We start from the raw sequence: 12980 nt of genomic DNA, 5'->3' as shown, positions 1-12980 counted from the left end.
TGCGTTCGCAATGACGGCGATCGGAACAATACATATTATTATTATCCGCAGCATGATAAAGTGTTTGCCTTGGTTGTCAACCTGCATCTTTAACATGGTTAACACAGATTGTATTGATAAAGACTTACGACATATCTGGCATCCCTGCATGCAAATGAAAGATTTTGAACTCTCCCCGCCGTTAATTGTCAATAAAGCGAAGGGAAGTTACCTCTATACGGATCAGGGCATATTGATTGATGCCATTTCCAGTTGGTGGTGTAAATCATTAGGCCATGGCCATCCTGCCATTCAGGATGCTATCAAAAAGCAAATGGAACGGTTCGAACAAGTTATAGCTGCTAATACAACTCACCCGGCACTCGCCGAACTGGGAGAACAATTAGCCCTTCTAAGCGGAAAACAGCATTCATTTTTTGCCAGCGACGGCAGCTCGGCGGTAGAAATCGCCCTTAAACTGGCATTGCATGCCTGCCAATTAAAAGGAGATACAAAAAAAAGAGATTTTATTGCCTTAAAAAATGCCTATCATGGTGAAACCCTAGGGACACTTGGCGTCAGTGATCTTGGAATATATAAACAACCTTATGAAGGTTTTGGACCACGCTGCCATTTTCTTCAAACCATCCCTTATGTCCGGGATACCTCAGACCCTCTCTGGCTTGACAGCAATACTTACTGGAATGAGACACAGGATACACTTGAAACATTAAAATCCACTGCCTGCGCGATTATTGTTGAACCCATTATCCAGGGTGCTGGCGGCATGCTTTGTTACAGCGCCGATTTTCTCTCAAAACTGGCGGCCTGGGCAAAGGAAAACGAGATTTTTCTCATTGTGGATGAAATCATGACCGGCATGTGCCGAAGCGGTGAATGGTTTGCATTTCAGCATGCCAATATTGAACCGGATATGATTTGCTTATCCAAGGGGTTAACCGCTGGCGCAATACCTTTAAGCTGTGTGCTTATTGATCACGCCATCTATCAGTTATTTTATCAAGACTATAATAAAGGGAACTCTTTTCTTCATTCACATACGCATAGTGCTAACGCACTTGGCGTTAGTGCGGCATTAGCCACGATTGATACGATGCGGCATGAAGATATGGCTGCACAAGCGAGGAAACTAGGTAATCTCATGTATGCCCTGCTCAGGGATATCGCCGCGGCAACGGGCAAACTGGCCAATGTCCGATCCATTGGTGCCATGGCTGCAGCCGATCTTGTACCAGGCTCAACTCATGAAAGGCCCGGATTTTACTTTTATCAGCAGGCCTTAACACAGGGAGCTTTAATGCGGCCTCTGGACAATGCCCTCTATTGGCTTCCACCTTTAAACAGTGATGAGGAAACCATTGTTAAATTAGCTGAAATCACATTAAACTCTATTCATGCCCTGTACCGATAAGTCCATTAATTAAGCAGAATGAACACCGATCATCTCCGATACTCCAGCTTTTTTACAAAATTCACTATTCTTTGGCTGGTGTTTGGTTTAATTGTTTTGATCGGTACGTTTTACTATCAATGGCAGCAATTACATATTCAACATCAGAATAAATTAACCGATGAAGCTGGTGAAATCACTAAAAATCTTGATAATTTTATCTATAGAAACCTGGATGAATTTGGCAATTTATCCAGTTCTTTTGGCTTCAATTTCTGCCAGGATTTAACACCAAAACTGATTGAAAAGTTATATAACAATCCATCGGTATCCGCTGTAATAATCAGCAACAACAATCGAATTGTGTGTTCAACCATTAAGCAAGCTATCAATTTACCCCAGCCCGTCCATTACAGTCTCTCATTAACTGGACCGTATACACTGGGAACCGGTATGTCCAATGCTTTTCTGATACAGCAGCAAATGGGCGCCTACTCCCTGGGTCTTCTTGTATTAGACAAGGTCATTAATAATTTCATTGAGCAGCAGAATCATTCTTTTTACAGAATTGCCCTTTATGATAATGATTCGCGACACATGCTTACAGAAGTAGGTATTCAGAATAAAATTCAGAATTCAATTGTTTTTAAAAAAAACCTGACAAATGCCAACAATATTCTTCTCGTTTTTACTGCAAAACCGGTAAAGATAAGTAATTTCTTTGTATTAAAAGCATTGATTATTAACCTAAGTTTGCTTTTGCTTTTACTTTTGCTTTATTTTTATTTCTCTCATCTGATTAATCATCGCCTTTCACTAAGCTATGCCCTAAATAATGCTATTCGTTCCCAGCATTTTCATCCGGTTTATCAACCTATATGGCATGCGCAACAGGGAAAGTTTTCCGGCGCAGAAGTACTGATTCGCTGGAAAACAGCAGCGCAGGAAATTATTATGCCGGATTTTTTTATTGAAGAGGCAGAGCGCTCAGGCTTAATTATTCCCATAACCTGGCAACTCATTGAACGGGCACTTTCTGAAACATCAGAGTTATTGAATGAATACCCTGATTTTCATCTTGCGTTTAACCTGTCAGCACGCCATTTTAATCACCCCTACTTCTTTTCCGAGTTTTATGGATTTTGCAAAACCAATAAAATACGTCCGCAACAACTTATACTCGAGTTAACTGAACGCGAGTTTCTTGATAAAGATAATCCGCAAATCATCAGACAAATGCAGGAATTGAAAAACTTAGGTTTTTCGATTGCCATTGATGATTTCGGTACGGGGCATGCCAGCATTAACTACCTTCAGCATTTTCCCTTTGACTATCTTAAAATCGATAAGTTATTTATCCAGGCAATCGGTACCGGCGCAATTACAGAAACGTTAAACCACGCTATTATAAACCTTGCCAATACGTTGGAATTAACCATAATTGCAGAAGGTGTTGAAACTAAAGAACAATATGATTTCCTAGTAAGTAAAGAAGTAAACTGGATGCAAGGCTGGTATTTTGCAAAGGCTATGACTCTGGATGAACTTCTGAGCTTAATTCGTTATAAGGCTAAACCATGATAAAACAAACATCAATTGCACTATTACTACTTTGCGCTGGCATCCCCGGATTTGCGGAGTCGGTGGTTAGCCAGGAAAAAAACTGGGAGTGCCGCGCTCAGGATCAGACTAAAAAGCAGTGGCTGGGAATAAGTAATTATGAATTGACTGCATTGAATAAAGCCTTTGATGCCTGTAAAAAAGAGAGCCAGTTTCCTCTAAGCTGTAAAATTTCACGGTCAAACTGCGACGGCTATGTCAACGGCAACTCGATTAGCCCTCTTTGGCAATGCACTGCCATGGATAGCGATGCACAGCCCTGGCTAAGCGTTTATTTCCGCCATCGCGATGATGCGGTTTTTTCGGCCAAAGATTATTGCCGCGGCCATAGCAATGTGCCTGAAACCTGCTATGTAAACATTGTAACCTGTAAAAATATTAATCAGCAGGACTAGTTCATGTTAAATATTGGATTGACGGGTAATATAGCCAGCGGCAAATCCACAGTGATTAATATTTTCAAATCACTTGGCGCCAATATTATCATTGCCGACAATATTGCGCGCGAATTAACCCAAATTAATGCCCCTGCCCATGAGGCAATCAAAACACACTTCGGATCTGAGGTTATTCTTGAATCAAATGAACTGAATCGGTCGGCATTACGCCAGATTATATTTGATCATCCCCAGGAGCGATTGTGGCTAGAGGCATTATTACATCCCCTCATTCGCAAAGCCATTGAAGAACGCATCAGCCATAATACTAACGCAGCTTATAACATCATTGAAATTCCCCTTTTGAAAAACAGGACAGACTACCCCTATCTGGATAGGGTTCTGGCAGTAATAGCGGATGAGGAAGTACAAATCGCCCGCGTTATTTCCCGGGATAACTGTGATGCAGTGCAAGCTCGAAAAATTATTGCATCCCAACCCAGTATTGATGACAGGAAAACCATTGCCGATGATTTGCTTGTAAATAATGGCGACCTGGAGGAATTAACAAATAATATCAAAAATTTGCATGACAAGTATTTACAATTGGCCATGCTAAAGCGATCATAGGAAAACGACTTATTTTTAATCCGATTTTAGCCATTTGAATCGGCTAAGGATAGCTTCCTACATGCAGCAAGAAACCATTACATTTCAACTGGCAACCCATTTTTTGCCCAAAATTGCTTTGCGTCTTGAATGCCTGCATCGGATTATCGATGAAGCCTGTACCGAGCATCACCCTGTTATACACCATTATGCTTTACAAAAAGTCATTGAAACCATTCACCTGATTCAGAAACCGGAATTGAAAAGCCGATTTCTCAAAGAATTAATGCGTATAGAACATAGTGTCAACAAGACCAATACGATTTCCTCGGAGCTCTATGCCCGGCTGTTTACCCAAATTCAAATCCTTTCACATACGGTAGGCCGGTTTGGAGAAGATATCCATCAGGATCCCTTTCTCCACTCAATTCGCACAGCACAGTCCAGCCAGCATCTTGACTGTGAGATTCATCCTCCGCAATTAATATTATGGATGGAATCGCATCCGGAAATACGGCAAGAGCAATTAAGCCAATGGCTAAACTCCCTACGCCTTTTACACGATACAGTGCGTATATATCTGAGTTTATTAAGAAACAGCGCTGATTATTTCCAGATCAGCCTAATCAATGGGTTTTACCAGCAACAACTCCCCCCCGCTCTTCCTGTCATTTGATTTTACTGCGCATGGAAAAATCACCGCGATTAATTCCCAAAATGCAATTAGGGCATCATGGTTTAAGCTTGAGCTTATGCGAAATGAATACCATGCGGGAAATAAGGGACAGCAATGCGAAGCTTGATATCGCGATCTGCCAGCTTTAAACTATCCTGTCATCTGTGCCAGACAACTTGCGAAACACCCCTCATTTAGACTATTCTTAAAGTATGTTATTTATTTCAAAAATATTGCATTGAGCAGTACACCCCACAATAAACATATTCACTTGCCAGCACTAACCATGGAAAGGCTTGCGAACCTGTGTGGTATTTACCACGAAAACCTTTCCCTCATTGAAAATACATTTTCTGTGTCCATTAAGACGAGACAGGATGGATTTTCATTATCTGGTCACTCACGAGAAGCGATCAATCAGGCCGGCAGCATCATTATCAATTTATATGAGATGGCAGATGAGCCGATTAGCCGCGATGATGTGCAATCCTTACTATTGATCAAGGAATCAAAAAAACATATGCATCACCCTATAAGACTAAGCAGGAAAACTATCCTGCCTCGAAATACCAAACAGGCGGAATATCTTTCCAGTATTGATACACATGATATAATTTTTGCGGTTGGCCCGGCCGGTACGGGAAAAACTTATCTGGCAGTTTCAAAAGCCATTGAAAGCTTCGAAAAAGGGGAAGTCCAACGCCTGGTTTTTGTAAGGCCAGCCGTTGAGGCAGGTGAAAAACTGGGATTTTTGCCAGGTGATTTGGTTGAGAAAGTATTACCCTATCTTCGCCCTGTCTATGATGCCCTCTATGAAATGATTGGTTTTAAAGAGGCACAGAAGCTTATTCAGAGTGACGTAATAGAAATTTTGCCTTTAGCCTTTATGCGCGGCAGGACACTTAATGAAGCATTCATTATTCTTGATGAAGCACAAAATACGACAATAATGCAAATGAAAATGTTTTTGACCCGAATGGGGTTTGGATCCAAAACGGTGATCACTGGCGATATGACCCAGGTAGACTTGCCCAAAAATGTGGATTCCGGTTTAATTCATGCAGTAAAATTATTTGAAAAACTCGACGATATTTCTATTCATACTTTTTCCAGCAGGGAAGTCGTCAGGCATCCCTTGGTATCCAAAATTGTGGATTGTTATGAGCGTCAGCAATCCGAGGATGATAGACAATGAATTATCACATTGATTTGCAGGTTGCCTGTGAAAACCCTTTACCCTTTCCAGAAGAAAAGCTCATTAACTGGGCACAATCGGCGCTGCTCGCCCATAAGGATTCTGCTGAATTAACATTGCGTTTTGTTGATTCCGATGAGATTAGGACACTGAACCAAAATTATCGTAAAAAAGACAAGCCAACCAATGTCCTGGCGTTTCCCAGCGTTATTCCTCCCCATATTGAACTTGATTTCCCTTTTCTGGGAGATGTGATTATTTGCCCGTCTGTATTGGCTGAAGAAAGCCGTGAACAGGAAAAATCACTGGAATCCCACTGGGCACACATCATTATTCATGGTGTACTCCATCTTCTTGGTTATGATCATATTGAAGCAGAAGATGAGAAACGGATGCAACAGGAGGAAATTCAATTGCTTGAGCAATTCGGTTTCAGTAATCCCTATAACGAAGAGGATAACCATCTTGAATAAAGAGGATGAAGGCGGCTCATGGTTTGTACGGCTGAAACAATTTCTTCAGGTCGAACCGCAAAATAAAGAAGAGTTGATTAGTCTTTTAAGAGATGCTCAAATCCGTTCCCTTATTGATTCAGAAACACTGGCCATGATTGAAGGGGTTATTCAATTCAGCCAAATGCGCGTCAGGGATATTATGCTGCCTAAAAAGCAGATCACTTTTATCTCGCTTAATGATGATTTTAAGAAAATCATCGAAACAGTCACCAGTTCTGGCCATTCGCGCTTCCCGGTTACGGGTGACAGTGAGGATGATATTATCGGCATTTTGCATGCTAAAGACTTATTAAGATTTCATGGTCAAACAGATGAAGAGCTCGATTTAAGCGATGTTATCCGACTGGCTACCTTCGTACCAGAAAGCAAAAGACTTGACGTATTATTGAGCGAATTTCGCAGCAATCGCAATCATATGGCATTAGTCGTTGATGAATATGGCGCTGTCAGCGGCTTTGTTACCATAGAAGATGTAATCGAACAAATCATTGGCGATATTGCTGATGAGTTTGATATTGACGAGGAAGCCTACATAAAAGCGCATGGCGATTCGCAGTATATTATTAAAGCGCATATGCCTATTGAAGAGTTCAATGAAGAACTGAATTGCAATTTCAGTGACGAAACTTATGATACCATAGGAGGTATCGTGATGGCTGGTTTTGGCTATTTGCCTAAACGCGGCGAAATAATTACCCTGGATCAATTTGAGTTTAAGGTTATTAATGCAGATGCCCGACGGATAAAGCTATTATCCTGTCTGGACAAGCGGCCACGCGATAAACATCTGGAGCAATCCTTCGCGCTGTGATTAGTATTCAGAAAAGAGACTTACAGGATTAATTAACATGAACAGTAATATCTTGATTGTTGATGACGACACTGAATTAACCGATCTATTGGAACAATATCTCGAACCGGAGGGTTTTAATGTTGTCTGTGTCCACGATGGTGAGACCGCAGTCAAAAAAGCGCTTAATCAATCCTTTGACGCTATCATTCTTGATGTCATGTTACCCAAACTCAATGGGTTTGAAGTGTTAAAAGCAATTCGGGAACATCTCGAAACGCCCGTATTAATGCTAACCGCCCGCGGGGACGATATTGATCGCATCGTAGGCCTCGAAATTGGCGCTGACGATTATTTACCGAAGCCCTGCAATCCACGCGAATTGGTTGCCCGCCTGAGAGCCATACTACGCCGTACCCAAAAAGCGCCCGTCCATCGCCCTGTTATAGAGCATCATGATATTGTTGTGGACTGCTCCAAGCGCATTGCCACGCACCATGGCAGCGTTATGGAATTAACCAATGCCGAATTTAATATATTGGAAATGCTGATTAAGTCACCTGGACAAGCCTTTTCCAAGGAAGAGCTGACCGAGTATGCGCTGGGGCGTAAATATACGGCTTACGACCGCAGTATTGATGTCCATATCAGTAACCTGCGTACCAAATTAGGAGATAACCAGGAAGGAGAACCACTCATTAAAACCGTTCGCGGTTTTGGGTACATGTTTAATGCGTAGTCTGTATTGGAAAATTTTTCTCTCTTTTTGGCTTGCTACCATTTTAATTATTATCACCACCGCCTGGGTAACCAGCGAAATCGCACAGAAATCATCAATACCGGTTCGTGAACAAGTGTTCATGGATAGTTATGCCAATGCCGCAGTGGCCACTTTTGAGTCGGGCAAACACAGCGCTTTGAAAACCTGGCTGGCGCAAATTGGAATTGCCAGGCATATGGAACTATTTTTAATCTGCAGCACTGGTGAAATCATTGGAAATCAAACACCACCAGGAGTGGTTAAAGATATTACCAATCATCTGGTCAAAGAAGAACTCGATGACGGAATGATTAAATACGGCAACCTAATCATTGTCAGCCATGAAATCCTCTCCACATCAGGCAGAGCCTATCGTCTGGTTGCCGTCAGTGAAAAACCACTGGCCCATTTTGTACAAATACCCTGGGCAGGTCTGACTATTCGACTAACAATCGCCATTTTCATTAGCGGCCTCATCTGCTATCTGCTTTCTATTTACCTGACCCAGCCGCTTCGCTCTCTGCGCATGGCAGCCAAGTCAATTGCCACAGGTAAATTAAATACGCGCGTCGGTAGTTTTAAGGGGCATAGCCGCGACGAAATTGCAGAACTTAGCGGCGAATTTGACCGAATGGCGGAAAAACTAGAAACAATTATCCTGTCTAAAGAGCGGTTGCTGCAGGATATTTCCCATGAGTTGCGCTCCCCATTAGCCAGATTGCAGATTGCCATCGAACTCGGCCGTAAGAAAGCCCAGGGAGCGGCTGACAGCGAGTTCTGCCGCATGGAAGTAGAGTGTCTGCGTTTGAATTCTTTAATCAGTGAAATACTGCAATTTGCCCGTCTTGATAAATCAGTCGATGATCTCCATCGTACGCCCTGCAATATCAAGGAATTATTGTCGCGTATAATTGAAGATGCAAATTACGAATTTGCCGATGAAAAACCGCTGGTTACTCTGGCGGACAGCCTAGACTGCGAGTTATTTATTGATGAGCGTCTGATTCACCGGGCGATAGAAAATATCATCAGGAATGCATTGCGCTATTCGCCGCCCGATGAATCAGTTAGCGTGCATCTTGGCCTTACAGAAGGCAATTTGCTAATTGATATCTGTGACCGCGGCCCAGGAGTACCGGAAGAGCAGCTTGAGAAAATTTTCAATCCTTTCTATCGGGTCGATACCTCCAGGGAAAAGAAAACCGGTGGTTACGGCCTTGGCCTGTCAATTGCCCAGAAGGCTGTCCGTTTACATCAGGGGCAAATTAAAGCCTATAACCGAATTGGTGGCGGCTTGCAGGTAAGAATTATTCTGCCTGTAGCAACAAAGCGTTGATGTTGGGCTTTACAGCCCAACCTACCCGGGTGTATTGAAATAATCAGCGTTACCCAGTATAGTCCATCCTCTTTTTTTAGATTTTAATCGGTTGGTTAAATGAACGAAATTAATGCAAATACCCCTTCCCTGGCTGCTGCAAAAATCCGTCAAATAGTGCCAGATTTCAAGCCTGTCATTGGAATAGTATTAGGCTCTGGCTTAGGAAGTTTTGCTGAACAGATTGAAGAAGCCGTTACCATTAGCTATGACGCTTTACCCGGGTTTCCCAGTACAACGGTGAAGGGTCACAGCGGTAATCTGGTTTTGGGAAGATTGGCCGGCGTCAACGTCGCCTGTTTGCAGGGACGCGCACACAGCTATGAAGGCTTAAACCATGAGATTGTGAAGAATTACGTCCGCACTTTAAAATTACTGGGCTGTGAATATTTTCTTGCAACTAACGCTTCCGGATCGCTTCGTGAAGAGGTCGGGCCTGGGGAATTGATGCTGATAACTGACCATATTAATCTTCAACCCGGAAATCCGCTCGTTGGTCCTAACGACGATGAGTTTGGTCCGCGTTTTTTCCCCCTGGATAATGCCTATGACGAAAGCATGCGGGAAAAATTTCTTGAAATTGCAGAAAGAAGCAATATAAGTCTGCATCAGGGTGTCTACATCGCCGTGATTGGCCCGAATTATGAAACCGCTGCTGAAATTCGCGCATTCCGTATTTTAGGTGCCGATGCTGTGGGAATGTCAACCGTTCCTGAAGTGCTGGTTGCTAATCATTGCGGTATGAAAGTAGCGGTTATCGCTACAATTACGAATCATGCCACTGGTCTTGCCAGCTGCAGTCATAGCCATGATGCAGTTGTCGCTATGGCGAATCAGGCTGCTGAACGACTAAATATTCTGATTAAAGAATTCATTGCCAGCCTGACATGAGCATAAACGCTGAATTTGAAGAGTTTCTCATGGAAAGACAGGTAGTTGAAACAGAGATTTCTGCCCAGACGATTATATCCTGTATTGACTTAACTCTATTGGACAAACAGGCGACAGCAGAACAGATTCAGCAACTCCAATTAAAAGGCGAGCAGTTTAATGTTGCGGCTCTATGCATATACCCGCAGCATTTAGCCTGGCTATCAGAAAAAAACTCCTGTAAATGGGCAACAGTTCTCAACTTCCCCAGCGGAGAAGAGCCGGCAGCGATGGTAATGTCCCAGTTGGAGGATCTTCTATCCGAGTATCCCATTGATGAAATCGATTATGTCTTTCCTTATTCACTCTATTTGAATGGATACCGGGAACCGGCATTAGAACGATGCAGACAAGCCTTGGCTTTGTGCAAATATCACCGAATCCTGTTTAAAGTGATTATAGAAACTGGCGCGTTCAGATCACCGGCGATATTGTATACGCTGGCAAAGGAATTAATTGATCTGGGCTGTGATTTTTTAAAAACTTCAACCGGTAAAATTGAGGCAGGTGCAACCCCCTTATCCGCCTATACACTGCTAAAAGCCATCAAAGAATCCGGTAAACCGGTCGGTTTTAAAGCCTCAGGCGGTATTCGTAAGCCTGAAGATGCCTTTCTTTATGCAGAAATGGCTTCGCAAATGCTAGGCTCTCAAACCCTGGGGTTTAACCTATCAGAACCCCTTCAACCTCAAGCAAAGCAAGCTCCATCTCAAAGGCTTTCTCCCAGCTTCTTTAGAATTGGTGCAAGCAGTTTATTAGATGAGCTGGTCAGGCTTTGAGATAATTTCAAAAACTTAGAACCATGCCCAGCCATAAAATCAATCCATACCAGGAGTTGATTATAAATGCTTTAAAGCAGGCATTTGGAGCACGATCTGCAATCAAGTATTGCTGGTATATCAAATTGCTTCCGGCAGCCAGCCAGCACAGCAATAATACGCGATTATAAAATCCCGCACTTATAATTAAATATAACCAGCAAGTATGGAAAAGCCCTTGCAGCAAAGCGATAATCAGACGGTCGTAATCCGCAAATAAAACCGCGGTTGATTTGACCCCAATCTTTAAATCATCCTCGCGATCAGCCATTGCATACTCAGTGTCATAAGCCAGAGTCCATAGAAAATTAATAAGCAGTAAACCAATTGCAGTTTTATCAAGCGGAACCTCTGAAGCAGCGTAAGCCATCGGAATTCCCATTGAAAATGCGATCCCTAAAACGACCTGGGGCGCCTGCATAAATCGCTTGCAAAAGGGGTAAATGATCGTGATTAAAAGTGCAAACAAGGCATAATAAGTACAGGCTAACGGCAGCTGAATTAAAATCATCAAAGCTGCAAACAGCAGCAGAAATAAATAAATCAAGGCCTTTTTGAGCGGAATTTCACCTGCGGTTAAGGGTCTGTGCCGGGTTCGGCGAACATGGCAATCAATATTTCGATCTGCAATGTCATTAATCACACAGCCAGCTGCCCGCATTAAAATGGTCCCGGCAAGAAACTGCAGAAACAAAATCAATGGAGGATGCCCCTGATTGGCAAACCATAACCCCCATGCGGAGGGGCTCCATAACAATAAAATACCAACAGGTTTATCGAAACGCCCTAGTCGATAATAAGCATTCCAATTCATTTTGCAATCCTCAATAAATCAGGCAATAAAATTTCTACCAGATAAAATGGAAAATTTTCATTAATTAGAAACCGGGAATAACGTACCCAGAGAAGAGGCGCATTCTGCCGTAATTCAGGAGTCATCCAATGGTACTCCTGACTGTTTTTATCAATAAAATAATGGCTTAAACAGTCTCGCTTAACGACTGGATTGTTAAATACCATCTGTCCAAGTGATTCAGTTTTAAGCCGCTCGAAAAAAACCATATTTTGATCGAAGGTTGACAGAGGGATTACAGAACGGGCAAACCAGCAATATTGATCTTGCGAGGCCATCAATACATCACGATGAATTACATTTTTCTCACAAATACCGAGAAAAAATCGGTCCCACCAATTGCAATTTGTTTTGATTTGCTGAATCAGTTTCAAGCGGGCTTCGCCCGTCTCATGCTGTAATTTTTCAGTTAATGCCGTCTTGTGGGTTAGCCAGGAAGTCCATTCAGGGGACGGCATCAGGCTTTGTTCCTGAACCATGGGAGATAATCTCATTCAAAATTTACGATAGTATACCATAAGAAAAAACAAGTTACTGGCAGGCAGTCCGACTGATGCTTAGTCTTCCACTGGCAGACACATTCAAGGCGCGCGCATTGTTTCCCTTGCAACCAATTGCCGTAACCGAAAGATTCATTTCGCCACTGGAAACAAAACCCATGCTATCGTAGCTGACAATATTGGAATTGGCATTAACCTGAGTGCCACTGGGTAACGCTTCATTCACTTTGACCAAATCATTATTGCTGTCAATCAGATTGTTGTTATTGGCATCTACAAACACAATCCAACCCTGAGCCCATTGCGTTGCTGAACCACAGGCCGTTAAAGACGCATTTCCCGCTGAGCACACCGACACGCGCACCCCTCTTTTAATGGCCTCCATTCGAGCAAAATTCAAACTGGCTGACAAGCGGTTTACCATGGCTACTACTTTATTATTTTGAATTAAAGAATAATATCCCGGGACTGCCACCGAGATAAAAATTGCAGCGATACAGAGTGTCACAATCAGTTCAGTCAGCGTAAATCCTTTTTCTTTCATAATGATTCATACTAATTACTATTTTATA

The 12980-nt window shown here is 42.6% G+C and carries 15 protein-coding genes; 12 read left to right on the top strand and 3 right to left on the bottom strand.

Annotation, left to right across the window (positions count from 1 at the left end; translation table 11 throughout):
- Positions 1 to 94 precede the first annotated feature (94 nt).
- From bioA to DYH42_RS06565, 12 genes are all read left to right on the top strand, one after another.
- Positions 95 to 1411, top strand: a complete 1317-nt coding sequence (gene bioA, locus DYH42_RS06620) for an adenosylmethionine--8-amino-7-oxononanoate transaminase (protein ID WP_058524187.1) — start codon at positions 95 to 97, stop codon at positions 1409 to 1411.
- 18 nt (positions 1412 to 1429) lie between these two features.
- Complete coding sequence (locus DYH42_RS06615) at positions 1430 to 2971, top strand: EAL domain-containing protein (RefSeq protein WP_058524053.1); 1542 nt, start codon at positions 1430 to 1432, stop codon at positions 2969 to 2971.
- Positions 2968 to 3405, top strand: coding sequence for a hypothetical protein (locus DYH42_RS06610; protein WP_058524052.1), 438 nt, complete (start codon positions 2968 to 2970; stop codon positions 3403 to 3405). The genes DYH42_RS06615 and DYH42_RS06610 overlap by 4 nt, the downstream gene beginning before the upstream one ends.
- Positions 3406 to 3408: 3 nt before the next feature.
- Positions 3409 to 4017, top strand: coding sequence for a dephospho-CoA kinase (coaE, locus tag DYH42_RS06605; protein ID WP_058524051.1), 609 nt, complete (start codon positions 3409 to 3411; stop codon positions 4015 to 4017).
- A 61-nt stretch (positions 4018 to 4078) separates the two neighbouring features.
- Entirely contained in the window at positions 4079 to 4672 is a 594-nt protein-coding gene (gene zapD, locus DYH42_RS06600; RefSeq protein WP_244923631.1) for a cell division protein ZapD, read from the top strand.
- Between the two features lie 451 nt (positions 4673 to 5123).
- Positions 5124 to 5867, top strand: a complete 744-nt coding sequence (locus tag DYH42_RS06595; protein WP_115317138.1) for a PhoH family protein — start codon at positions 5124 to 5126, stop codon at positions 5865 to 5867.
- Positions 5864 to 6340: an rRNA maturation RNase YbeY gene (gene ybeY / locus DYH42_RS06590; protein ID WP_058524048.1), complete on the top strand. Its 477-nt coding sequence runs from the start codon at positions 5864 to 5866 to the stop codon at positions 6338 to 6340. The genes DYH42_RS06595 and ybeY overlap by 4 nt, the downstream gene beginning before the upstream one ends.
- Positions 6333 to 7193, top strand: coding sequence for a CorC family transporter (locus DYH42_RS06585; protein ID WP_058524047.1), 861 nt, complete (start codon positions 6333 to 6335; stop codon positions 7191 to 7193). Before ybeY ends, DYH42_RS06585 begins: the two co-directional genes overlap by 8 nt.
- 37 nt (positions 7194 to 7230) lie before the next feature.
- Positions 7231 to 7911 carry a two-component system response regulator CpxR gene (gene cpxR / locus DYH42_RS06580; protein WP_058524046.1) on the top strand — a complete coding sequence of 227 codons (681 nt, stop codon included), beginning with the start codon at positions 7231 to 7233 and terminating at the stop codon, positions 7909 to 7911.
- Positions 7904 to 9268, top strand: a complete 1365-nt coding sequence (gene cpxA, locus DYH42_RS06575) for a two-component system sensor histidine kinase CpxA (protein ID WP_058524045.1) — start codon at positions 7904 to 7906, stop codon at positions 9266 to 9268. Before cpxR ends, cpxA begins: the two co-directional genes overlap by 8 nt.
- 99 nt (positions 9269 to 9367) lie before the next feature.
- Complete coding sequence (locus DYH42_RS06570; protein ID WP_058524044.1) at positions 9368 to 10198, top strand: purine-nucleoside phosphorylase; 831 nt, start codon at positions 9368 to 9370, stop codon at positions 10196 to 10198.
- A 29-nt stretch (positions 10199 to 10227) separates the two neighbouring features.
- The gene (locus DYH42_RS06565; RefSeq protein ID WP_162263103.1) at positions 10228 to 11016 is read left to right on the top strand and encodes a deoxyribose-phosphate aldolase; all 789 of its coding nucleotides are present in this window, start codon (positions 10228 to 10230) and stop codon (positions 11014 to 11016) included.
- A 7-nt stretch (positions 11017 to 11023) separates the two neighbouring features.
- Here the strand turns inward: DYH42_RS06565 and ubiA are convergent, their stop codons facing one another.
- From ubiA to DYH42_RS06550, 3 genes are read right to left on the bottom strand one after another with little or no spacing between them, the layout of a single operon-like run.
- Positions 11024 to 11869 (bottom strand): 4-hydroxybenzoate octaprenyltransferase, encoded by an 846-nt coding sequence (gene ubiA / locus DYH42_RS06560; protein WP_058524042.1) that lies wholly within the window; start codon positions 11867 to 11869, stop codon positions 11024 to 11026.
- Positions 11866 to 12387: a chorismate--pyruvate lyase family protein gene (locus DYH42_RS06555; RefSeq protein WP_058524041.1), complete on the bottom strand. Its 522-nt coding sequence runs from the start codon at positions 12385 to 12387 to the stop codon at positions 11866 to 11868. The genes ubiA and DYH42_RS06555 overlap by 4 nt, the downstream gene beginning before the upstream one ends.
- A 52-nt stretch (positions 12388 to 12439) precedes the next feature.
- On the bottom strand, positions 12440 to 12952 hold the full coding sequence (locus DYH42_RS06550) for a GspH/FimT family pseudopilin (RefSeq protein WP_058524040.1): 513 nt from the start codon (positions 12950 to 12952) through the stop codon (positions 12440 to 12442).
- Positions 12953 to 12980 lie beyond the last annotated feature (28 nt).

Origin of the sequence: Legionella birminghamensis (assembly GCF_900452515.1) — a bacterium.
In the GTDB taxonomy this organism is placed as follows: Bacteria; Pseudomonadota; Gammaproteobacteria; order Legionellales; family Legionellaceae; genus Legionella_C; species Legionella_C birminghamensis.
Note: the sequence above shows the minus strand (reverse complement) of the source record. Positions and strands in the feature narration are given on the sequence as shown.